This window comes from Nonomuraea sp. NPDC005650 (genome assembly GCF_040605375.1).
GTDB lineage: Bacteria > Actinomycetota > Actinomycetes > Streptosporangiales > Streptosporangiaceae > Nonomuraea.
The window spans coordinates 111884-134566 of sequence record NZ_JBEXCR010000005.1 but is presented as its reverse complement, the minus strand read 5'-3'; the positions used below and the strand labels follow the sequence as shown (position 1 = coordinate 134566).

Genomic DNA, 22683 nt, shown 5'->3' with positions numbered 1-22683 from the left:
ACCATGAAACGGTCGGTGCTGTCGCTGTCCCGCGCCACGGGCAGGATCACGTCGGGGGCGCGGGTGCTGCCGTCGTTCCTGATCGCGGGGGCGCAGCGGTGCGGCACCACCTCGCTGTACCGGGCGCTGGCCCAGCATCCGCTGCTGCTCAAGCCGGTGCTGCACAAGGGCGTCCACTACTTCGACGTCGGCTACGCGCGCGGGCTGCACTGGTACCAGGCGCACTTCCCGCTGCGGATGAGCGCCGGCCTGGTCGAACACCGGTACGGCTCGCGGGCGCTGGCGTTCGAGTCGTCCCCCTATTACCTGTTCCATCCGCTGGCCGGGGAGCGGATCACGACCGATCTACCCGGGGTGCGGCTGATCGTGCTGGTACGCGATCCGGTGGCGCGCGCCTGCTCGGCCCACGCCCACGAGCTGGCCAGGGGCTACGAGACGGAGTCGCTCCTGGAGCACGCGATCGCGCTGGAGCCCGAGCGGCTGGCAGGGGCCGAACAGGTGCTGCGCGACTCGCCCTCCGCCCAGCACCACTCGCACCGCCACCACGCGTACGTGGCCCGCGGGCGCTACGCCGACCAGCTCGACCGGCTGGAGGCCCTGGTCGGCCCCGGGCGGATCCTGGTGCTCGACAGCCACCGGTTCTTCGCCGAGCCGGAGACCGCCTATGACCGGGTGCTGGAGTTCCTGGGCGTGCCGCATCTGGGCTATCCGCTGTTCGAGCGGCACAACGGGCGTGCCCTGCCGCGACCGGTGCCGCGCGGGCTGGCGCGGGAGCTGCGGGACCACTTCGAGCCGTACGACGCCCGGCTCGTGCGGTGGCTGGGCGGTGAGCCTTCGTGGCGGCGATGACCGCGGTCGCCGACCGGCGGCTGCGGCGTGGCGGCATCGCGGGGGTGCTGGGGGCGGGCTCGAGCGCGGTCGCGCAGTTCATGCTCGTGGTGGTCGTGACCCGGGCGTTCAGTCCGGCCGACGCCGGGGCGTTCTTCACGGTCACCGCGATCGCCCTCATGGCGGCGGGGATCGCGAAGCTGGACGCGGGGAACGGGCTCGTGTTCTTCATCGCACGGGCGAAGACCTACGACTACGTCGGCATATCCGGATATATCCGGGCGGCGCTGGTGCCCTGCGTGGCGGCCTCCTGCCTCGCGGGGGCCGTGCTGTACCCGCGGCTGGGCCCGCTCGCCGCGATCCTGCCCGTCATGGTGGTGGGGGACGTGCTGCTGGCCGCCACGCGGGGGTTCGGGTCCATGCGGCCCACCGTGCTCGTGGACGGGCTGCTGGTGCCCGTTTCCCAGCTCGCGCTGGTCGCCTGCGCCGCCGTGGCGGGGGCGACCTCGTGGCTGCCGGTGGCGTGGGGGGCGCCGTACGCGCTGGTGGCGGTCATCGCCTGGGCGGCCCTGCGGGGGCGCGTGCCGCGGACCCCGTACCTGCCCGGAACGGTTCGCGACCTGTGGCGGCACACGGCTCCCCGGTCGGCCGCGGGGGCGATCCAGGCGGTGTTCCAGCGGCTGGACATCGTGGTCGTCGCGCTGCTCGGCGGGCCCGCGCAGGCCGCCGTCTACACGGCCGCCACCCGGTTCAAGGTGGTCGGGCAGCTCGCGAACCAGGGGCTGGCGCAGGCCGTGCAGTCCCGGATGGTGAGCGCGCTCGCGAACGGCGACCGGCAGCGGGCCGGCGAGCTGTACCAGACCGCCACGATCTGGCTGGTGCTGCTGACGTGGCCGGTGTGGCTGGCGTACGCGGCGCTGGCGCCGTGGCTGCTGCGGCTCTTCGGCCCCACGTACGGGTCCGCGGCCCCGGTCGCGCTCGTGCTGGCGGGCACGATGATGGTGGCGACGGCCTGCGGGATGGTGGACGTCGTGCTGACGGCCGCCGGGCACACGGGCACGAGCCTGTTCAACCTGCTGGCGGCGATCACCTGCACGGTGGCTCTGGACGTGGCCCTGATCCCCGTCCACGGCGCGCTCGGGGCGGTCATCGGCTGGTCGGGCGGCGTGCTCGTCAAGAACCTCCTCCCGCTGTGGCAGCTCCACCGCCGCTACGGACTCCACCCCTTCGGCCGCCACACCCTGACCGCTCTCCGCGCGGGGAGAATCGTGTGACGGCGCCCGTCCTGGTGACCGGCCTGCCGAGGAGCGGCACGAGCTGGACCGGCAAGATGCTCGCGGCCGGCGGCGACCTGGTCTACGTCAACGAGCCGCTCAACCCGCAGCACCCGCCCGGCCGCTGCCCGGGGGTGCTCAGGGCCACCGTGACCCACCGGTTCCAGTACATCTGCGACGACAACGCCGCCGGCTGGCTGCCCGCCTTCCGCGACACGGTGGCCCTGCGCTACCGCTGGCTCTCCGAGCTGCGTGCGAACCGCTCCCCGTACGACCTGGCCCGCCTGCTGCGCTACGGCACCGCCTTCGCCCTGGGCCGCCTGACGGGCCGCCGGGCGCTGCTGGACGACCCGTTCGCGGTGCTGAGCGCGGGCTGGTTCGCCGCGGCCCTGGGCTGCCGGGTGATCGCGCTGGTGCGGGACCCGGTGTCGTTCGTGGCGAGCTGGCAGCGGCTCGGGTGGACGGTCTACTTCCACGAGCTGCTCGAACAGCCGCTCCTGGTCCGCGACCACCCCGAGCTGCTGGAGCTGCGCGCGCTCGTCGGCTCCCAGGACCGCGTCGCCAAGGCGGCCGCGCTGTGGCGGGCGACCCGCGCGATCCTGGACCGCACGCCCGGCGTCCGCGTCACCTCGTACGAGTCGCTGGCCGCCGACCCGCTGACCGGCTTCCGCAGCCTGTACGCCTACGCGGACCTGCCATGGACACCCGCGGCCGAACACCGCATCGCGCGAGCCTGCACGGGACCGTCCGGGGCGGGCACAGAGGTCACCACGGGGGTCACCACAGGGGTCACCACGGGGGTCGCCCGGCCGGGTTCGTCCCGCGCGGGCTTCTCCTGGCCGGGCCTGCCCCGCGCGGGGTTCGCCTGGTCGGGCCTGTCGCGTACGGCCTACCGCCCCATGGACTCCCGCCGCGCGCTCGACGACGCCGCCCGAGGGCTCAGCCCGGACGACGCCGCCCGGGTCCGCGCCCTCACCTCGTGAGGCGACCGACCAGGCAGCTCCCCAGCAGCCGCAGCGCGAACGGCAGGTCGTCGACCAGATAGCGGCGCGCCAGCCGCCCCGGCTCGCAGCCCAGCCGGAACGCCCACTCCAGCCCGGCCCTGCGCATCCACTCCGGCGCCCTGGAGACCGTACCGGCGGCGAACGAGATCGCCGCCCCGCACCCCACGAACCACGCCTCGGGCATCTCCGCCCTCAGGTCGGCGATGAGCCGGTCCTGCCGGGGGAACCCGAGCCCGACGAACACCACCCTCGGCCGGGCCGCGGCCACCATCCTCCGGACGCGCGCGCTCCCCGCGGCGGTGGTGTCGAAGTGGTACGGCGGCGCGTGGACCCCGCACACCTGCAGCCGGGGATGGCAGCTCGTGAGCTCCTGCGCGGCCCTGCGCGCCACGCCCGGCGGACCGCCCAGCAGGTAGACGGGCCAGCCCCGGCGGGCGGCGAGCTTGCTGAGCGACCAGATGAGGTCCGCGCCCGTGACCCGCTCGGGCACGGGGGTGCCGAGCAGCCTGGCCGCCCACACCAGCGGCATCCCGTCGGCCACCACCAGCTCGGCGGTGCGCACGAGCTCCCTGAGCGCGGGGTCGGTGGCGGCGGCGCGGCAGATGTCGACGTTCGGGGTGACGATCCGCCCGCCCCGGCCGGCCTCCAGCTCGGTCTCCACCCACCGGACCACCTCGTCCTCGGTGAGCGCGTCCACCCCGATCCCGCCCACCCACACCCGATCCCACTCGCGACGGGTCGCCTCCGCCCGCGCCTCCTCGGCGCCGACTGCCCACCCGCTCGACCGGTCGCCCCGACCCGTCACCCACCCGGCCGAGGCACCCGCGGGCGCACCCCCAGGAGCCGGTGCCTGCCCGGCCGCGTCGCACGAAGCCGGGTCTCGGGACGTGCCATTCGCGAGCGGCGTGCCCGGCTGCGGCCCCTCGGTGTCCACCGCCGCTTCGGCCGCCCCCCGCTCCTCCGCGCGTCCCTCAGAGGCCGGCGCCCGCCCGGACGGGGCGTTCGCCGGTGCGTCCGAGGAAGCGTCGAGCGGTGGCGGGTCGTGCGGCAGGGTGGGGTCCGCCGGCACTCCCTCGGGAAGGCGTTGGAGCGGGACGTGCGGTGTGGTGGTCTCGGAACGAGTCAAATGCCGTGCCCCCTACGGTGAAGGGCGGAAAGAACCGCCGGCGCGGAGATGAGTCCGGCCGCCACCGCCAGGGCGATCGGGGCGCGTGGCTCCCCGACCCGGGTCCCCATGGCGCGCAGGGCCCAGCGGACGGCCTCGCGGCGGTGGCCGAGCGCCGCGTGGCCGAAGGCCAGCTGGCCGTAGACCCGTGCCGCGCCGCGCGGGTCCACGGCCAGTTCGGGGTGCCGGGCGAGCATCCAGTCGAGCCCGGCAATGCGGTCCGCCCATCGGGCGACATAGTGGGATCCGCCCCATCGCACCCGGACGAGCGGGCGGTCCACGTGTGTGATCGGCCGGCGGGCGGCGGCGCGCAGGGCCAGGTCCCAGTCCTCGTTCTGGCCGTGGGGGGCGCTTTCGTCCACCCGCAGCGCGCCGCGCTCGAACAGGAACGTCGACGAGTGCACCATCACCATGCGCGAGCGGACCAGGTCGTCGGCCGTCACCGTGTCGCACCCGGCCAGCCGGGGCACGCGGCGGTGCCCGTACTCCACCTCGATGCCGCAGCTCGCGAACTCGCCGCCGCGCTCGCCGAGCGCCCGCGTCTGGGCGGCGAGCTTGCCGGGCAGCCACACGTCGTCGTCGTCGCAGAAGGCGACGAGGTCGGTGTCGCAGGCCGCGATGCCGGTGTTGCGGGCGCCGGGCAGGCCCGGGGTGAGCGTGTTGGGCAGGACCCGGACGGGGGCCGGCACCTCGATGTCCCCGGGCGCGGCGCCGTCGGCGACCACCACCACGGACAGGCGCCCCGGGTAGCTCTGGGCCAGCGCCGACTCCACGGCCTCGCGCAGCTGCGCCGGACGGTCGCCCCGGGTCGGGATCACCACGCCCACCGACGGGGTCATGCGGTCCCCTGGTAGCCGTAGCGGGCCCTGAGCGGCCACGTGAGGGCGTTCACCACCCGGCGGTCGCCGTCGCGCAGGTCCGTCACCCACGAGTCGTCCCTGCGCAGCTCGATCCGCCCCACGTGGAAGCGCATCGGGTTGCCGGACGCGGTGTGGGAGGGCCCGAGCCAGGCCGTACGGCCCTCCAGGAACGGCAGGTCGGGCTCCGCGAGGCCGAGCCCGAGCGCCAGGGAGGTGAGCGTGGGCCCCGGCGCGGCGAGGAGATCCTCGTAGCGGATCCTGGTGACGCGGGCCCCGCGCCCTGGCAGGAGCTCGAGAGCGGCGTTCTGGGCCGTCCAGTGGACGGCCGTGTGGGCGGGCCGCCACCGGGTCATGGGCCGCCCGTCCTCGGGGCGCGGCACCGTCCTGGCCCAGGAGTGGGCGACGGCGCGCGGGTCCCTGACCACGTGGACGATCCGTACATCCACCCCGCCGGCGACCAGGCAGCAGGCCAGCGACGCGTGCTTGCTGGAGTCGATCACGACCGGCGCGCCCGCGGCCTCGTACAGGAGCCGGTAGGCCCGCACGTACTCGGCCAGGTCGGCATGCGCGATGCGGGCGATCCGGCGAGTGCGGTCGACCCGGCGCCGCAACGTGAGGATCTTCCCCGCCAGCGCCGGGCTCCATCCGCCGAACGCCCGCTCCCCCACCTGCCGCCAGAAGGGACAGTCGGGAAAGGCCACCCCGCACCCGCAGAGCTCCCCCGCGAGCACGCCCCGCTCCCAGAGGTGTACGACCTCGCCGAGCGCGACCACCCCCGGCAGCTCGCCCAGGAGCCGCTCGAGCAGTGTGGTGCCACTGCGCCCGAGGCCGCCCAGGTAGATGACCCGGGTGGTGCTTTCGCGGTCGGTCACGAAAAAGGGCCTTCACGTCGTGAACACGGAACGCGAAGACCCTATCGCTGAGAGTAACCGAAGGTCGGGGAACCCGGAAAGATCTACCTAACGGGCGTCGATGACCATGCCAGCGCCGACGGTGCCGTTGGTGGACTCGTCCACGAGGATGAAGCCGCCGGTGAGCCTGTTACGCGCGTAGTCGTCCACGAACAGCGGCTGCGTGATCCGCAGCGACACCCGCCCGATCTCGTTGAGGCCGAGCGAGGTCGCCTCCTCGTCGCGGTGCAGGGTGTTGACGTCGAGCCGGTAGTGCAGGTCACGGACCATGGCACGGGCCATACGGGTGGTGTGCTTGATCGTCAGCTTGGAGCGCGGCGTCAGCTTGAGCCCGTCGGCCATCCAGCAGACCATCGCCTCCACCTCCTGCGCCACCTGCGGCTGGTTGTTCGGCCGGGCGATCATGTCACCGCGCGAGATGTCGAGGTCGTCCTCGAAGCGCAGCGTCACCGACATGGGCGGGAACGCCTCCTCGACCGGCCCGTCGAAGGTGTCGATCGAGGCGATGCGGGTCGTGAGCCCCGACGGCAGGTGCACCACCTCGTCGCCGGGCTTCAGCACGCCGCCCGCCACCTGGCCCGCGTAGCCGCGGTAGTCGTGGAAGGCCTGCTCGGTGGCCCGCTGCGGGCGGATCACGTACTGGACGGGGAAGCGCACGTCGACCAGGTTGCGGTCGGAGGCGATGTGGACGTTCTCCAGGTGGTGCAGCAGCGACGTGCCGAGGTACCACGGCATGTTCTCGGAGCGCGAGACCACGTTGTCGCCGTTGAGCGCGGAGATCGGGATGAAGGTGAGGTCGGAGACGTTCAGCTTGGACGCGAACGCCGTGAACTCGTCCTTGATCTCCTCGAACCGCTCCTGCGAGTAGTCCACCAGGTCCATCTTGTTGACGGCCAGCACCAGGTGGGGCACCCGCAGCAGCGAGGTCAGGAACGCGTGCCGCCGCGACTGCTCCAGCACGCCCTTGCGCGCGTCGATGAGGATGATCGCCAGGTCGGCCGTGGAGGCGCCGGTGACCATGTTCCGGGTGTACTGGATGTGGCCGGGCGTGTCGGCGATGATGAACTTCCGCCTGGGCGTCGCGAAGTACCGGTACGCCACGTCGATCGTGATGCCCTGCTCCCGCTCGGCCCGCAGGCCGTCGGTCAGCAGCGACAGATCAGTGTATTCGGTGCCCCGGTCGCGCGAGGTGCGCTCGACCGCCTCAAGCTGGTCCTCGAAGATCGCCTTGGAGTCGAAGAGCAACCGTCCGATGAGGGTGGACTTGCCGTCGTCGACGCTTCCCGCCGTGGCAAAGCGAAGGATGTCCATTAGAAGTAGCCCTCTCGCTTACGGTCCTCCATCGCGGCCTCGGACGCGCGGTCGTCGGCCCTGGTGGCCCCGCGCTCGGTGATCCGGGTGGCCGCGATCTCCTCGATGATCTCCTCGACCGTGGCGGCCGTGGACTGCACGGCGCCCGTGCAGGTCATGTCGCCCACCGTGCGGTAGCGCACCACGGCCTCGAACAGCGGCTCGTCCTCGCCCCGCTGGACGACGTCGGAGTCGGGCAGCAGCATGCCGTCGCGCTCGAACACCTTGCGGGTGTGGGCGAAGTAGATGGAGGGGATCTCGATGCCCTCGCGCCTGATGTAGTCCCAGACGTCGAGCTCGGTCCAGTTGGACAGCGGGAAGACGCGGATGTGCTCGCCCTTGCGGATGCGCGAGTTGTAGAGGTTCCACAGCTCGGGGCGCTGGTTCTTCGGGTCCCACTGGCCGAAGTCGTCGCGGAAGGAGAAGACGCGCTCCTTGGCGCGGGCCTTCTCCTCGTCGCGGCGCGCGCCGCCGAAGACCGCGTCGAACTCGTGCTCCTCGATCCCGTCGAGCAGCGTGGTGGTCTGCAGGCGGTTGCGCGAGGCGCGCCGACCGGTCTCCTCGACCACGCGCCCGGCGTCGATGGAGTCCTGCACGCTGGCCACGATCAGCCGCGCGTGCAGTTCCACGGAGCGGCGGTCGCGGAACTCGATGACCTCGTCGAAGTTGTGGCCCGTGTCCACGTGCATGAGGGGGAACGGGATGGCCGCGGGCCAGAACGCCTTCTCCGCGATGCGGAGCATGACGATCGAGTCCTTGCCCCCGGAGAAGAGCAGACAGGGACGCTCGAACTCGGCGGCCACCTCGCGCATGATGTGGATGGCCTCGGCTTCGAGTACGTCAAGCTGCGACGTCGTGTAGTCGCGCTGGAGCATGGGAGCTTCCTCCGGCGGTTTAGCGGTGCAGGTCCCGAATCCCGTTGAGCAGCGATGTCGCTAGCTCAGGTAGGGAAACCAGGATATCCGGTAGTGACGGGTCGGCTTGGTTGTAGGTCAGCTCGGAGCCGTCGATCCGGCTCGCGTGGGCCCCGGCGGCCTGGGCGACCGCGACCGGCGCGGCGGAATCCCACTCGTACTGGCCACCGGCGTGTACGTACGCCTCGACCTCGCCGGTGAGCACCGCCGAGATCTTCGCCCCGGCGGACCCGATGGGGACCAGGTCGGCGCCGACGAGGAAGGCCAGCTTCCGCACGAACTCCGGCGGGCGCGTACGGCTCACCGCGATGCGGAACCGCCCCCCGTCGAAGGAGCGCGGCTCGGGCGGCTCCGCGGTGGTCAGCGTGCGGCCCTGGGCGGGCAGCGCCACGGCGCCCGCGGTCAGCCTGCCGCCCTCCCACAGCGCCACGTGCACAGCCCAGTCGGGCCGGCCCTCCTCGGAGAACTCCCGGGTGCCATCTAGCGGATCCACGATCCAAACCCGGGACGCGCTGAGCCGGCGCGGGTCGAGCCGCTCCTCGCGGGTGGCCTCCTCCGACAGCACGCTGTCGCTGGGACGGAGCCTGGCCAGCGCCTCCATGAGGAAGACGTGGGAGGCCCGGTCGCCCTCCGCGCGAAGGGCGGAGGAATCGTCGAACCCGACCCGCTCGCGAATGCCCAGCAACCGCTCACCCGCCTCGGTCGCCAGATCGGCCGCCAGTGAGTGGTCGTCGCGAATCGTCATCAATAAGCTCCTTGCCCACGGGCGACGGCCGACCAAGTTTTCCACAGGATCTGGAGGTCTAGCATGAGGGACCAGTTCTCCACGTAACGCAGGTCGAGGCGTACGGATTCCTCCCACGATAGGTCAGATCTACCACTGACCTGCCACAGGCCCGTCAGCCCGGGGCGTACGAGGAGCCGTCTGCGGACGTCATCGCCGTAGCGCGCCACCTCCTCCGGCAGCGGCGGCCGGGGGCCGACCAGCGACATGTGGCCGAGCAGGACGTTGATGAGCTGCGGCAACTCGTCCAGCGAGTGGCGGCGCATCCGCGTGCCGAGCGGCGTGACCCGGGGATCGTTCCGGATCTTGAAGAGCACGCCGTCACGGTCGCTGACCAGAGTGATCTTCTGCTGCTCGGAGCCGCGCCGCATGGTGCGGAACTTCAGGATCGTGAACAGCCGCCCGTCCCTGCCGACCCTGGTCTGCCTGAACAGCGCGGGCCCGGGGCTCGACGCGCGTACGGCCACCGCCAGCCCCACCATCAGGGGCGCGAGCAGCACCAGCAGGGCGACGGCCACCAGCCGGTCGAAGATGTTCTTGACCAGTTTCCTGGCCCCGCCCAGCTCGGGGTGCTCCACGTGCAGGAGCGGCAGCCCGGCGGCCGGTCTGATCATGGTGCGCGGGCCCGCCACGTCCATCAGCGCCGGGGCGACCACCAGCTCGGTGTGGGTGCGCTCCAGCCGCCAGGCCAGCCGCCGCAGCGCCTGCCCGTCCATCTCGGGACAGGCCAGGACGGCCACGGTGTCGGCGCGGAACTGGTCGACCACGATCGGCACGTCGCTGAGGTCGCCGGCGACGGGCACCTCGCCCACGGAGTCGCCCGGCGTGCCGCCCGGCAGGCAGGCGGCCACGACGTCCATGCCGTGGTGGCGCTCCTTCCTGAACAGCCGCACGAGCTCCTCGACGGACGCCTCGTGCCCGACGGCGACCACCCTGCGCATGCACTGCCCCGCCGCCCGGCGCCGGTTCAGGGAGCGGCGCAGGGCGTATCTGAGGAGCAGGGCGAGCAGCGTGACCAGCGGCAGCGCGAGCACGACGTAGCCCCGGGCGACGTCGGTCTTGGTCACGTAGGAGCAGATGGCGGTGCCCGCGGTCAGCGCGAGGCCCGACTGCACGACCCGGCGGAACTCCTCGGAGCCCACGCCGAGCATGCGCGGCTCGTACGCGCGGTTGAGCGCCACCGCGAACGTCCACACCACCGGCAGGACCAGGCTGACCAGCAGGTACGGCAGCACGTACGGCGTGAGCTCGCCGAAGCGCACGTAGAAGGCCACCCCGGACCCCACCCACGCCCCGCAGAGGTCGCCCAGCACCGCGCGGAACCGATAGGAGCGGACCCAGACGGGTGTGCGGGGGCTGACTCGCCAGGAGGCCACGTGGCCAGGTCCGACGATGGCCATGTGACCCTCACCGCGCACGCGCGCCTCCAGGTGACCATTCCTGAACGGACAGTCACTGATCGTAGCGGTGAGAACGGCAGGGAACCGGCGAACGAACCTATGTGGCGATCAGCGAGGAGGGCCCGAAATGTTCAAATCAGCCCGATGGAAGTCGTTCTGGGTGACTTCCAGGCCACGCGCCATCAGCGACTCGACGACGTCGGCCGCCCGGTCCACCAGGAAGGGCAGGTCCTTGCGCTCCATGGTGGCGAAGTCCCGCAGCACGAAGGAGGCGGCGTCCATGCGCCCGGGCGGGCGCCCGATGCCGAAGCGGACCCGCAGGTAGTCGCGGGTGGCGAGGACCTTGGTGATCGACTTGAGGCCGTTGTGGCCGTTGTCGCCGCCGCCGAGCTTGGCCCTGAGCGCGCCGTACGGCACGTCGAGCTCGTCGTGGACGACGATCAGCCGCTCCGGGCCGATCTTGTAGAAGTCGGAGAGCGCCTTGACGGGCCCGCCGGAGAGGTTCATGTAGGTGAGGGGTTTGGCCAGGATGGCAGTGCGGGTCTCGCACACTTCCGCCCTGCTCTTGTGCGCCTTGAACCGCCCGCCTGCCCTGGCGGCGAGCTCGTCGAGCACCATGAAGCCCGCGTTGTGCCTGTTGCCCGCGTATTCGGGCCCAGGGTTGCCCAGACCGGCGATCAGCCAGCGATCCATCTGCACCCCTTACAGCGGAACGGGGCGGCTCGAGTCCGGCCGCCCCGTTCACGAATCAGACCGTTACTCGGCGGCGGCGGCCTCTGCGGTCTCGCCCTCGGCGGCCGCGCCCTCGGCGGCCTCCCCGCCCTCGGCCGGCGCCTCGACCGGCTTGGCGATCACCTGGAGCACGACGACCTCGGGGTCGGCGGCCAGCGTGGCGCCCTGCGGCAGCGCGAGCTGCCCGGCGGTGACGGAGTTTCCGACCTCCAGGCCCTCGACGTCGACCTCGACGCCGGTCGGGATGTGGGTGGCCTCGGCCTCGACGGCGACGGCGACGAGCTGCAGGTCGAGCAGGCCGTCAGTGTGAACGTCGCCGACCGTGGTGACCGGGATCTCGACCGTGACCTTCTCGCCGCGCTTGACCAGCAGCAGGTCGACGTGCTCGACGAAGCCCTTGATCGGGTCGCGCTGCACGCCCTTGGGCAGGGCCAGCTCGTCGACGCCCTCACCCTTGAGGTGGATCAGCACGTTGGGCGTGCGGAGCGCGAGCAGCACCTCGTGGCCGGGCAGGGTCAGGTGCTTGGGGTCGATGCCGTGCCCGTAGAGAACGGCGGGCACCTTGTCGGCGCGGCGGATCTTGCGAGCGGCGCCCTTGCCGAACGTGGTGCGCGATTCGGCGGCGATACGTACTTCGGACACGACATCTCCTAGGGATGCATGAGTCGGTGGGTGTCGGCGCTCCCCCTCATCCGCCCTAGCGGAAGGCGTTACGAGCGCAACCGTGCCAGTCTACAGCGCTATCTGCCGAGCTCCGCTCGGAAAGCCGTGACGGCGGTCCGCACGGCTCACGTGTCGCCCTCGAACAAGCTCGTGACCGAGCCGTCCTGGAAGACCTCGGTGATCGCGCGGGCGATGAGCGGCGCGATCGACAGGACCGTCAGCTTGTCGAACCTGTTGGCCTCCGCCAGCGGCAGCGTGTTGGTGACGATGACCTCGGAGATCCGGGAGTTCTTCAGCCGGTCGACCGCCGGTTCGGAGAAGACCGCGTGGGTGGCGGCGGTGATCACGTTGGTGGCGCCCTGCTCGTAGAGGGCGTCGGCGGCCTTGCAGATGGTGCCCGCGGTGTCGATCATGTCGTCGATCAGCACGCAGGTGCGGCCGCGGACCCGTCCGACGACCTCGCTGACCTTCACCTGGTTGGCCACGTCGAGGTCGCGGCGCTTGTGGATGAACGCCAGCGGCGTGCCGAGCGTGTCGGCCCAGCGCTCCGACAGCCGGACGCGGCCGGTGTCGGGCGAGACGATGGTGGTGGTCTCCAGGTCGAGCTTGTTCTTGAGGTAGCTCTCCAGCACCGGCATCGCGAACAGGTGGTCCACGGGGCCGTCGAAGAAGCCCTGGATCTGCGAGGTGTGCAGGTCGATCGACATGAGCCGGTCGGCGCCCGCGGTCTTGAACATGTCGGCCATCAGCCGGGCCGTGATCGGCTCGCGGCCACGGCCCTTCTTGTCCTGGCGGGCGTAGCCGTAGAACGGCATGACCACGGTGATGCGCTTGGCGGAGGCCCGCTTCAGCGCGTCGACCATGATCAGCTGTTCCATGATCCACTGGTTGATGGGCGCCCCGTGGCTCTGGATGACGAAGGCGTCGCAGCCGCGTACCGACTCCAGATAGCGGGCGTAGATCTCGCCGTTGGCGAAGTCGATCAGCTTGGTGGGGGTGAGGGAGACGCCGACGTGCTCAGCCACCTCCTCGGCCAGCTCAGGATAGGCCCGGCCGGAGAAGAGCATGAGATTCTTCTCGCCTGGCTGCTTGATGCTGGTCATGAGACCTCCTTCGTCGGCCTCATGACCGAGGTGCTGCGCTCGTTGATGACCTCGGCAAGCTCGGTCATGTGCCACTCTCCTGCTGCTCTTGCTCGGCCAGCGCCCGCTCGGCGGCCGCGGCCGACTTCGTGCCCGCGCGCCTGCGCAAGACCCATTTCTCGATGTTGCGCTGCCGCGCACGCGCCACGCCGATCGCGCCCGGGGGCACGTCGTCGACGATCACCGAGCCCGCCGCCGTGTAGGCGCCGTCATTGACCGTGACCGGGGCGACGAGCATGGTGTCGCAGCCGACGAACACGCCGTCGCGAATCGTGGTGCGGTGCTTTTCGACCCCGTCGTAGTTGACGAAGACGGTGGAGGCGCCGATGTTGACGTCGTCGCCGATCGTGGCGTCCCCCGCGTAGGACAGGTGCGGCACCTTGGAACGCTCGCCGACCTTGGTGTTCTTCATCTCGACGAACGTGCCGGCCTTGGACTTGCGGCCGAGCACCGTGCCGGGGCGGAGGTAGGCGTAGGGGCCGACGTTGACCTCGGGGCCGATGTCGGCGCTGTCGCAGACGGCGTTGCGCACGACGGCCCCCTCGCCGACGCGGGTGTCTGTCAGCGTGGTGGCGGGGCCGACCTCGGCACCGGCCTCGATCACGGAGTCGCCGTGGAGCTGGGTGCCGGGGTGGATGACCACGTCGGGCGCGATCCGCACGCCGACGTCGATCCAGGTGCTGCCGGGGTCGATGATCGTCACCCCGGCGCGCATGTGGTCTTCGAGCAGGCGCAGGTTGAGCACCTTGCGGGCGGCGGCGAGCTGGACGCGGTCGTTGACGCCCTCGACCTCGACGAAGTCGCCCGCGACGCAGGCGCCGACCCGATGGCCGTCGCCGCGCAGGATGGCCAGGACGTCGGTGAGGTACTCCTCACCCTGGGCGTTGTCGGTGGACACGCGCTTGACGGCGTCGGCGAGCAGCGAGCCGTCGAAGGCGTAGATCCCGGAGTTCATCTCCTTGATCGCGCGCTGCTCCGGGCTGGCGTCCTTCTCCTCGACGATCTCCAGGACGGCGCCGCTCTCGTCGCGGATGATCCGCCCGTAGCCGGTCGGATCGGGCACGTTGGCCGTCAGCACGGTGACCGCGTTGCCCTCGGCCTCGTGCCGCTGGAGCAGCTCGGCGAGGGTGCGCGGGCGCATGAGCGGCACGTCCCCGTACGTGACCAGCACCGTGCCGGAGATCACACCGACCTCTTCGAGCACGGTGCGGACCGCGTGGCCGGTGCCGCGCTGCTCATGCTGGACGACGGCGCGCGCGTCGGGGCTGGTGGCGGCCAGATGGCCGCCGACCTGCTCCAGCGCGTGGCCTATGACGACGATCAGCTGCTCAGGACCGAGGTCTCTGGCGGCTGCGAGCATGTGGTCGACCAATGCACGGCCACATAGCTCGTGCAGGACCTTGGGGGTCTGGCTCTTCATCCGGGTGCCCTCGCCGGCGGCGAGGACGATGACGGCTGCCGGGCGCGGCACACTCACGGACTGAGGCTCCCTGTGGCTGGACGGATCAGGGCATTTGGTACGTCTACCGCACCGCTACCCTCCCGACACCGTGAGGATACCTGGCCGCGCCCCGAACCTTTCCGCCGGGGGAGCAGGTCACAGCTCCCGGAAGAGGACTCGAACCCCTACAAAGTGGACCAAAACCACTTGTCCTGCCGATTAGACGATCCGGGATAGATCGGACACGTGGCGTCCGACACATCCCTACGATACCGAGCCCGCACCCCGGCGCGCGCCCGTAATTACGCGCCCCACCCGGCTCGGGCGTGAAGTGCCAGGTGACGGCCGGTGCGCGACGCGTCGACCCATAACAGACCCCCCTAAACGACGCAAGGCACGAACCCCACCCACCTTGTTCGGCAGAGCGTCACGTTCTCCCCATTAACGACTTAGGGCTTCCTTACTTACGCTAGCGTAGGTTACGGTGGCGTAGCCCGGACATACATCCTCATACATGCCGTTGGAGGTCGTCCATGACCGTTGTCACCCAGCGTTCAGCCCCGACACCGAAGCCTGACTTCGAGCCCGAGCCCAGAAGCAAGGCCGAGCTGATCACCTTCGTACTCGTCGTCGGGCTGCCGCTGATCGCGATCGCGACCGCGGTGCCGTTCGCATGGGGATGGGGACTCGGCTGGACGGACATCGTCATCTCCTTCGTCTTCTACGTGGTCTCCGGGCTCGGCGTGACCGTGGGCCTGCACCGCTACTTCACCCACGGCTCGTTCAAGGCCAAGCGGCCGCTGAAGATCGCGATGGGCATCGCGGGCAGCCTGTCGCTGGAGATGTCCGTACTCGACTGGGTGGCCACGCACCGCAAGCACCACAAGTTCTCCGACAAGGAGGGCGACCCGCACTCGCCGTGGCGTTTCGGCCCCGGCTTCAAGTCCCTGTCCAAGGGCCTGCTGTACGCCCACATGGGCTGGCTGTTCGAGAGCGAGCGCACCAACAGGGAGAAGTACGCCCCTGACCTGTGCAAGGACCCCGACGTCATCAAGCTGCACAAGTGGTTCGGCCCGATCGCCCTCGCCTCGATCCTGCTCCCCGGTGTGATCGGCGGGCTCGTCACCTGGTCCTGGCAGGGCGCGGTGACCGCGCTGTTCTGGGGCACGCTCGTCCGCATCGGCCTGCTGCACCACGTGACCTGGTCGATCAACTCCATCTGCCACGTCTTCGGCGAGGAGGAGTTCCAGGTGCGCGACAAGTCGCGCAACGTCTGGTGGCTGGCCATCCCGTCCTTCGGCGAGTCCTGGCACAACCTGCACCACTCCGACCCGACCTGCGCCCGGCACGGCGCGCTCAAGGGCCAGATCGACCTGAGCGCCGGGCTCATCCGGATCTTCGAGAAGCTGGGCTGGGTGTACGACGTCCGCTGGCCGAGCCCGGAACGCCTGGCGGCGAAGCGCATTGCCTGACGTAGATCAGCCAGTGAGCGGCCGCGCACCCGTGGCCGTCATTATGGAGACCGTGACCGAACCCCGTTCTCGCAGGCGCATGTCCGGTAGCGAGCGTAGAGAGCAGCTGATCCAGATCAGCCGCACCCTCTTCGCGGAGAAGGGGTTCGACGGGACCTCTATCGAGGAGATCGCAGCTACGGCACAGGTGTCGAAACCCGTGGTGTACGAGCATTTCGGCGGCAAGGAAGGCGTCTACGCGGTCGTCGTGGACCGCGAGATGCGCAAGCTCCTCGCCATGATCACCGAGGCCCTGGCCGCGTCCCATTCCCTGATCAAACTGGAGCGGGCCGCGCTGGCGCTGCTCCAGTACATCGAGGAGAGCAGCGAGGGCTTCCGCATCCTGGTACGCGACTCCCACGCCGCCTCCGGCACCGGCACGTTCGCGAGCCTGATCAGCGAGATCGCCAGCCAGGTGGAGGACGTCTTGGCCGACGAGTTCGTGGCCCGCGGCTACGACCCCAAGCTCGCGCCGATGTACGCCCAGATGCTGGTCGGCATGGTCGCGCTGACCGGGCAGTGGTGGCTCGACGTACGCAAGCCGGGCCGCGAGGAGGTCGCCGCCCACCTCGTCAACCTCGCCTGGAACGGCCTGACCGGCCTCAACCCCAACCCGGCGATCACCGCCACGAGCCGCGAGCAGCAGTCCGTCCCCGCCAAGCCGCGCACGAGCGAGAAGGAGTTGCGCGAGCTGGAGAAGGCGCGGGAGAAGGAGTTCAAGGAGGCGGAGAAGGCGCGGGTCCGGGAGCTCAAGGATGCCGAGAAGGCACGGGTGCGGGACCTCAAGGAGCGGGAGCGGCTGCTGAAGGAGGCGGAGAAGGCGCGGGAGCGCGAGGACAAGATCCGCCAGCGCGAGGCCCGCCTCGCCGAACGCGCCGCCCGCCTCGAACACACCGACCACCAGGACTGACCCAAGGCCCGGCGCCCCTCAGCCCTCGGCCTTCCGCTCCCGGCTCCCGAAGGACCCCGGCTGTCGTCGACCGGAGGGGCGGGTGGGGGCCGGCGGCCCGCAGGTGGGCTTGAACAGGGGGGATGTCTTGAGTGACGATTGGGTTGAGCGTGGTTGACTTTCCGGGATAAGCCGTTGCGACCACGTTAACGTTCTGTTCAACCAAACGGGGCAATATAGGCCATATGTCCGCGGAACCGTTCCAACCCACCAACGACCTGCCCCTGCCACAGGAGCGGTTTCTCAATCGCGAAGAGAGCTGGCTCCAGTTCAACGAGCGCGTGCTCGACATGGCCGAAGATCCATCGACACCCCTCCTGGAGCGAGTGCGCTTCCTGGCGATCTTCGCGAGCAACCTCGACGAGTTCTTCCGCGTACGGGTCGCGGGTCTGAAACGCCGCATGGCCACGGGCCTCCTGCTGCGCACCAAGAGCGGGTTGAAGCCCCGCGAGGAGCTGGCCAGGATCGCCACGATCGCCGACGACCTGGCCAGGCGGCACGCCGCGGCCTTCCACAACCACATCTCCCCGCAGCTCGCGGCCGAGGGCATCGAGATCGTCAGGTGGGACGAGCTGGGCCGCGAGGAGCGTACGGAGCTGCGCAAGCTGTTCAGGGAGCGGATCAGGCCCGTCCTGACGCCGCTGGCCGTGGACCCCGCGCACCCCTTCCCCTACATCTCCGGGCTCAGCCTGAACCTCGCCGTCCTGGTGCGGAACCCGGCGACCGACCACACGGTCTTCGCCAGGGTCAAGGTCCCGTCGCAGCTGCCGCGGTTCGTGCCGGCCTCGAAGGACCGATTCGTCCCACTTGAGGATGTCATCGCGGCCCACCTGGGGCAGTTGTTCAAGGGCATGGAGATCCTCCAGCACCACGTCTTCCGCGTCACCAGGAACGAGGACCTCGACGTCGACGAGGACGTCACCGAGAACCTCATGCAGGCCCTGGAGAAGGAGCTGCTCAGGCGTCGGTTCGGCCCGCCCGTGCGCCTTGAGGTCGAGGACACGATCACCCCGGAGGTGCTGGCGCCGCTGGTCGAGGAGCTGGAGCTGGCGCCGCACGAGATCTACCGGCTGCCCGGGCCGCTCGACCTGTCGGGCCTGCACGCCATCGCCGACCTGGACCGGGGCGAGCTGAGCTACCGGCCGTTCGTGCCCGCCGAGGTGATCAACGCCGAGGACGACCTCTTCTCGATCCTGCGCGAGCGCGACGTGCTGCTGCACCACCCGTACGACTCGTTCGCCACCAGCGTGCAGCGCTTCATCGAGGTGGCCGCGGCCGACCCGCGGGTCCTGGCGATCAAGCAGACCCTCTACCGCACCAGCGGCGAGTCCCCCATCGTGGACGCGCTGATCGACGCGGCCGAGGCCGGCAAGCAGGTCGTCGTGGTCGTGGAGATCAAGGCCCGCTTCGACGAGCACGCGAACATCTCCTGGGCGCGCAAGCTGGAGCGGGCCGGCTGCCACGTCGTCTACGGCGTGGTCGGGCTGAAGACCCACTGCAAGCTGGCGCTCGTGGTCCGCCAGGAGCCCTCGGGCGAGCTGCGCCGCTACTGCCACATCGGCACCGGCAACTACAACCCCAAGACCGCCCGGCAGTACGAGGACTTCGGCCTGCTCACGGCCGACCCGCTGGTCGGCGAGGACGTGACGGACCTGTTCATCCACCTGACCGGCTACTCCAACCACTCCGCCTACCGGCGGCTGCTGGTCGCGCCCCACTCGATGCGCAGCGGGCTGCTGGCCAGGATCGAGCGGGAGATCGCCCACCAGGAGGCGGGACGCCCGGCGCGGATCAGGATAAAGACGAACTCCCTGGTGGACGAGCCGATCATCGACGCGCTCTACCGGGCGTCCAGGGCGGGTGTCCCGGTGGACCTGTGGGTGCGGGGCATCTGCAGCCTCCGCCCCGGCATCCCAGACTTGTCCGAAAATATCCGCGTAAGGTCGGTCTTGGGGCGCTTCCTTGAGCACTCCCGGGTGTACGAGTTCGGCCTGGGCCGCCGCCCCGAGATCTGGATCGGGAGCGCCGACCTCATGCGCAGGAACCTCGAGCGCCGCGTCGAGGCCCTGGTCAAGGTGACGTCGCCGCAGCACAAGGCGTACCTCATCGAGCTGATGGACCTGGTCATGGCCGAGACCACGAACGCGTGGGTGCTGAACTCCGACGGCAAGTGGACCCGCCACCCGGGCGAGGACCCGCAGAGCCATCTCATCAGCACGCGCCGCTGGAGGACCGTTGATGACTGACCTGCTCCGCGCCGCCGGAGCCGTGGTCTGGAGGGGCGAGGAGAGCCGCCCCGAGGTCGCCGTCATCCACCGTCCGGACTACGACGACTGGACCTTCCCCAAGGGCAAGCTCAAGTCCGGCGAGCACGTGATCGCCGGCGCGTTGCGCGAGGTCTGGGAGGAGACCGGGCTGACCGTGCTGCTCGGCCGCGCGCTGCCACCCATCCACTACCTCAGCGCCGGGCAGCTCAAGCGGGTCGACTACTGGACGGCGCGGATCGCCGCCGACGACGGGTTCGCCCCCGGTGAAGAGGTGGACGAGCTGCGCTGGCTGCCGTTAGAGGAGGCCAGACGGCTGCTGACGTACGAATGGGACGTGGGGCTGCTGCGCGCGCTGAGCGCCGCGCCGCTGGAGACCGTGCCCCTCGTCCTCGTACGGCACGGCTCGGCCGGCTCCAGGAACGACTGGCAGGATGACGACGCCCTGCGCCCGCTCGACACCGACGGCCGGTCCCAGGCGGCGCACCTGGCCACCGCGCTGCCCGCCTACCGGCCCGAGCTGCTGATCAGCTCCCCCAGCGCCCGATGTGTCCAGACCCTGGAGCCGTACGGGGCCGAGGTCAAGCTCGACTGCCTGCTCAGCGAGGAGGGGCAGGACCCGCAGAAGACGCCCGCCCTGGTCAGGGAGATCACCGTGCCCGCGGCCGTGTGCAGCCACCGCAAGGTGCTCCCCGACCTGATCAAGACGCTGAGCGGGAAGGACGTGCACCTGCGCAAGGGCGCGTTCGCCGTGCTGCAGAGGGCGGGCGGGCAGGTCGTCAGCGTCGAGCGCTACCCGGCCTGACCGCCCGTGCCGCTCACCAGGTGACCGGCAGGTTCGCGAAGCCGTCGGCGATCCGTCCCTCGCTGCGTGGCAGCTCCTCGACCGGCACGACCGTCCGCAGGGTGGGGAAGCGCTGGAACAGCCGGCTGAACACGGCCACCAGCTCGACCCTGGCCAGGCTGGCGCCGATGCAGAAGCGCGGGCCGTACCCGAAGCTCAGATGCGGGTCGGTCTGCGGACGCCGGATGTCGAACACCTCCGGATCCGGATAGATCCGCTCATCCCGGTTGGCCACGCCCGGGGTGAGCACCACGGCCTCGCCCCGGCGGATCGTGTGGCCGCCGATCTCGATGTCCTCGTGGGCGTACCTGGGCAGGCCGTGCAGGCTCGGCACGGCCATGCGCAGGATCTCCTCGACCGCGCCGGGCGCCAGCCCAGGGTCGGCGATGAGCAGGTCGCGCTGGCCGGGGTTGGCGAGCAGGAGCAGCACGCCGAAGTCGATGCGGTTGACTGTGGTCTCGTGGCCGGCGAACAGCAGCCCGCCGGCGAGCTCGGCGATCCTCCCGTCGTCGTCCAGCTCGTTCGCCAGGTCGGACAGCACGTCCTCGGCCGGCTCGTGCCGCTTGCGCTCGATGAGCCCGGCCATGTACGCGCTCAGCTCCTCGCGCGCCGCCTGGCCCTTCTCCAGGTCCAGCATGTCGCCCATGCGCTGCGACACGCCCCCGAAGTACTCCCTGTCCTCGTACGGCACCCCGAGGAGCTGGCAGATGACCAGCACGGGCAGCGGGAAGGAGAGCTCGGCGTGCAGGTCGACCGGCGGCGTCAGCTTGGCCAGGTGGTCGAGCCGCTCGTCCACGAGCGAGCCGACGTGGTCGCTGAGCGCCTTCATCCGGCGCGCCGAGAAGGACGGCATGAACAGCTTGCGCATGCGGTCGTGCTCGGCCTTCTCCGTGGCGACGTCGCCCTGGGGGCCGCCGAGCAGGGCCGAGCCCGACAGGCGGGCGGCCTTGTCCGGCTCGGGATGCGAGCGCCCGAGCCGGGGGTCGTTGAACAGACTGCGTGCGTCCTCGTAGCCGCTGACCAGCCAGACCTCGTCACCCGTCGGGGTGCGTACCTTCGCGATGCCCTCTTCTGCCCGCAGCTCGCGGTACGCCGCGGGCACCTCCAGCAGGTTGCCGCGCTCGAAGGGGATGGTGGGAAGGTTCCTCATAGAACCTTCATAACCGCCCTGACCGTCTCTGCCCAGACTCTGGGGAACTCCGCGTAAGCCTGGTCGGCCGCGCTGCGTTCGAGGCCGATGAGCACGCCGTACGTGAACGTGTCCTCACCTGCCTGGCGGGCGCTCTCGGCCTCCTTCGCCAGTGTCTCCTGCGCGACCACGCCGTCCTGGTGCGTTCCCAGGACTTCCTGGACGTTCTCGGAGAGTTTGGCGAGCTTGGACATGCTCGCGCCGAGGGTGGGCTGGAGCGCTTCGGCGGTGTAACGAGCGCGTTTGGCGGCCTTGCGCACGTCGTGCATGGCTATTTCACGGCGTTCGGGGTCTTCTATGGCCTGAGCGGTTTCGTAGGCCTTCGTCACCCTGTTCCAGCCGGCCGCCGCGATGTCGGTGAGCTTCTCCTGGGCTGGCTTGGCCGCCGCCTTCTCCAGCTTCGGGGCGGAGACGAGCTGGTCGAGCGCGTTGAGGAGGAGGTAGTAGCGGTCGCCGCTGAGTGTCTCCTTGATGCGGCCGTACGCCTCCTGCTCGCGTTCGAGCAGGTCCGTGCCGAGCCGGGCCTGGATGGGGCCGTGGATCAGCTCGGGCTCCAGCCTGGCCAGCTCCTTGGCGAACCTGGCCCTGATCACCTCCAGGTCGCGGGCCTCGCCGAGCACGTTGCCGAGCCAGCGCAGCTCGTCCTGGACGTGGGCGGTGTCGGCGACGACGCTCTTGAACGCCTTGAGCGCGCTGCGCATCCTGCGGGCGGCCACGCGCATCTGGTGCACGGCGTCGTCCTCGGCCCTGCGTACGCGCGGGTCCTGCGAGAGGAGGGCGTTCACCTGACCGGCCAGGTAGGCGACGACGATCTCGCCCGCGGTGCCCGGCTCGGTGGGGGCCTTGGGGAGCGGGGCGGGTTCGAGCAGTCTGGCGAGCTTGCTGGCGCTCGTGGCGGGCGTCGCGCCGGCCTTCCTGAGGCGCTTGCCGACCTTGGCGAGGACGGCCTGGCGGTCGGGGGCGTACAGCTCGGCCTCGACCTCGCGCCACCGTACGACCTTGGGCTCCTCCCCGAACACCGTGCCCTTGACGCGGTCGTCGGCGACCTCGACGAGCTTGACGTCGCCATCGACCAGGACGGTGATGGTCCTGCGGGTGTCCAGCTCGGCGACCGGCTGGAGCTCGGCACCGCGGGTGTAGGCGCGGACGAGTTCGGCCAGCTCTTCGGGCACGATCTTGGTGCTACGGGTGAGGGGATGGGTGATCTCCTGGCGTACCCCCTTGGCCTTGGGGAGTTTCAGGTGCCAGCCGGGATCGTCGCCACCTCGTCGCCGCCGGAGCGTGACGCCTCGGGCGGCCAACCGCAGGTCGGCGGTGTCGTAGTAGAGAGCCACCAGCTGAAAGCTCCTCGGGCCGACCACCTCGGCCAGACGGCTCAGGTCCGGAATCGCGTATTCGGGAGGAACGTCGAACTTGTCCTCGATCTCGATGCCCACTACACCTCGCAAGAGTCCGATT

General features: G+C 70.6%; 20 protein-coding genes and 1 tRNA gene. 7 read left to right on the top strand and 14 right to left on the bottom strand.

The window, feature by feature from the left end; genetic code table 11:
• Window positions 1-3: 3 nt before the first annotated feature.
• From ABZS69_RS10390 to ABZS69_RS10380, 3 genes are read left to right on the top strand one after another with little or no spacing between them, the layout of a single operon-like run.
• Window positions 4-849: a sulfotransferase gene (locus ABZS69_RS10390; RefSeq protein ID WP_355369849.1), complete on the top strand. Its 846-nt coding sequence runs from the start codon at window positions 4-6 to the stop codon at window positions 847-849.
• Window positions 846-2102, top strand: coding sequence for a polysaccharide biosynthesis C-terminal domain-containing protein (locus ABZS69_RS10385; RefSeq protein WP_355369847.1), 1257 nt, complete (start codon window positions 846-848; stop codon window positions 2100-2102). Before ABZS69_RS10390 ends, ABZS69_RS10385 begins: the two co-directional genes overlap by 4 nt.
• Entirely contained in the window at window positions 2099-3085 is a 987-nt protein-coding gene (locus tag ABZS69_RS10380) for a sulfotransferase (protein ID WP_355369371.1), read from the top strand. The genes ABZS69_RS10385 and ABZS69_RS10380 overlap by 4 nt, the downstream gene beginning before the upstream one ends.
• On the opposite strand, the gene ABZS69_RS10375 is transcribed toward ABZS69_RS10380, so the two are convergent.
• From ABZS69_RS10375 to ABZS69_RS10320, 12 genes are all read right to left on the bottom strand, one after another.
• Window positions 3075-4232 carry a WecB/TagA/CpsF family glycosyltransferase gene (locus ABZS69_RS10375; RefSeq protein ID WP_355369369.1) on the bottom strand — a complete coding sequence of 386 codons (1158 nt, stop codon included), beginning with the start codon at window positions 4230-4232 and terminating at the stop codon, window positions 3075-3077. The genes ABZS69_RS10380 and ABZS69_RS10375 overlap by 11 nt on opposite strands.
• Window positions 4229-5110, bottom strand: coding sequence for a glycosyltransferase (locus ABZS69_RS10370; protein ID WP_355369367.1), 882 nt, complete (start codon window positions 5108-5110; stop codon window positions 4229-4231). The genes ABZS69_RS10375 and ABZS69_RS10370 overlap by 4 nt, the downstream gene beginning before the upstream one ends.
• A complete protein-coding gene (locus ABZS69_RS10365; protein ID WP_355369365.1) occupies window positions 5107-6003 on the bottom strand; it encodes a sulfotransferase in 897 nt (298 codons plus the stop codon). The genes ABZS69_RS10370 and ABZS69_RS10365 overlap by 4 nt, the downstream gene beginning before the upstream one ends.
• Window positions 6004-6090: 87 nt before the next feature.
• Entirely contained in the window at window positions 6091-7353 is a 1263-nt protein-coding gene (gene cysN / locus ABZS69_RS10360; protein ID WP_355369363.1) for a sulfate adenylyltransferase subunit CysN, read from the bottom strand.
• On the bottom strand, window positions 7353-8267 hold the full coding sequence (gene cysD / locus ABZS69_RS10355; RefSeq protein ID WP_355369361.1) for a sulfate adenylyltransferase subunit CysD: 915 nt from the start codon (window positions 8265-8267) through the stop codon (window positions 7353-7355). The genes cysN and cysD overlap by 1 nt, the downstream gene beginning before the upstream one ends.
• 19 nt (window positions 8268-8286) lie before the next feature.
• Window positions 8287-9051 (bottom strand): 3'(2'),5'-bisphosphate nucleotidase CysQ, encoded by a 765-nt coding sequence (locus ABZS69_RS10350; protein WP_355369359.1) that lies wholly within the window; start codon window positions 9049-9051, stop codon window positions 8287-8289.
• Entirely contained in the window at window positions 9051-10490 is a 1440-nt protein-coding gene (locus tag ABZS69_RS10345) for a sugar transferase (RefSeq protein ID WP_355369357.1), read from the bottom strand. The genes ABZS69_RS10350 and ABZS69_RS10345 overlap by 1 nt, the downstream gene beginning before the upstream one ends.
• Before the next feature lie 108 nt (window positions 10491-10598).
• On the bottom strand, window positions 10599-11183 hold the full coding sequence (gene pth / locus ABZS69_RS10340) for an aminoacyl-tRNA hydrolase (protein WP_355369355.1): 585 nt from the start codon (window positions 11181-11183) through the stop codon (window positions 10599-10601).
• Window positions 11184-11246: 63 nt separating this feature from the next.
• Window positions 11247-11864: a 50S ribosomal protein L25/general stress protein Ctc gene (locus ABZS69_RS10335; protein ID WP_355369353.1), complete on the bottom strand. Its 618-nt coding sequence runs from the start codon at window positions 11862-11864 to the stop codon at window positions 11247-11249.
• Window positions 11865-12010: 146 nt separating this feature from the next.
• Window positions 12011-12988, bottom strand: a complete 978-nt coding sequence (locus ABZS69_RS10330) for a ribose-phosphate diphosphokinase (protein ID WP_355369351.1) — start codon at window positions 12986-12988, stop codon at window positions 12011-12013.
• 64 nt (window positions 12989-13052) lie between these two features.
• Window positions 13053-14504 carry a bifunctional UDP-N-acetylglucosamine diphosphorylase/glucosamine-1-phosphate N-acetyltransferase GlmU gene (gene glmU / locus ABZS69_RS10325; RefSeq protein WP_355369349.1) on the bottom strand — a complete coding sequence of 484 codons (1452 nt, stop codon included), beginning with the start codon at window positions 14502-14504 and terminating at the stop codon, window positions 13053-13055.
• Window positions 14505-14630: 126 nt separating this feature from the next.
• Window positions 14631-14702 (bottom strand) — tRNA-Gln (locus tag ABZS69_RS10320).
• Between the two features lie 299 nt (window positions 14703-15001).
• Between ABZS69_RS10320 and ABZS69_RS10315 the strand changes: the two genes are divergently transcribed.
• From ABZS69_RS10315 to ABZS69_RS10300, 4 genes are all read left to right on the top strand, one after another.
• Window positions 15002-15940 carry a fatty acid desaturase gene (locus ABZS69_RS10315; RefSeq protein ID WP_355369347.1) on the top strand — a complete coding sequence of 313 codons (939 nt, stop codon included), beginning with the start codon at window positions 15002-15004 and terminating at the stop codon, window positions 15938-15940.
• A 52-nt stretch (window positions 15941-15992) separates the two neighbouring features.
• A complete protein-coding gene (locus ABZS69_RS10310) occupies window positions 15993-16889 on the top strand; it encodes a TetR family transcriptional regulator (RefSeq protein ID WP_355369345.1) in 897 nt (298 codons plus the stop codon).
• A 224-nt stretch (window positions 16890-17113) separates the two neighbouring features.
• Window positions 17114-19174: an RNA degradosome polyphosphate kinase gene (locus ABZS69_RS10305; protein ID WP_355369343.1), complete on the top strand. Its 2061-nt coding sequence runs from the start codon at window positions 17114-17116 to the stop codon at window positions 19172-19174.
• On the top strand, window positions 19167-19997 hold the full coding sequence (locus ABZS69_RS10300) for an NUDIX hydrolase (RefSeq protein WP_355369341.1): 831 nt from the start codon (window positions 19167-19169) through the stop codon (window positions 19995-19997). The genes ABZS69_RS10305 and ABZS69_RS10300 overlap by 8 nt, the downstream gene beginning before the upstream one ends.
• Window positions 19998-20010: 13 nt before the next feature.
• Here the strand turns inward: ABZS69_RS10300 and ABZS69_RS10295 are convergent, their stop codons facing one another.
• Window positions 20011-21186 carry a cytochrome P450 gene (locus ABZS69_RS10295; RefSeq protein ID WP_355369339.1) on the bottom strand — a complete coding sequence of 392 codons (1176 nt, stop codon included), beginning with the start codon at window positions 21184-21186 and terminating at the stop codon, window positions 20011-20013.
• Window positions 21183-22673 carry a CYTH and CHAD domain-containing protein gene (locus ABZS69_RS10290; RefSeq protein WP_355369337.1) on the bottom strand — a complete coding sequence of 497 codons (1491 nt, stop codon included), beginning with the start codon at window positions 22671-22673 and terminating at the stop codon, window positions 21183-21185. Before ABZS69_RS10290 ends, ABZS69_RS10295 begins: the two co-directional genes overlap by 4 nt.
• Window positions 22674-22683: the final 10 nt, after the last annotated feature.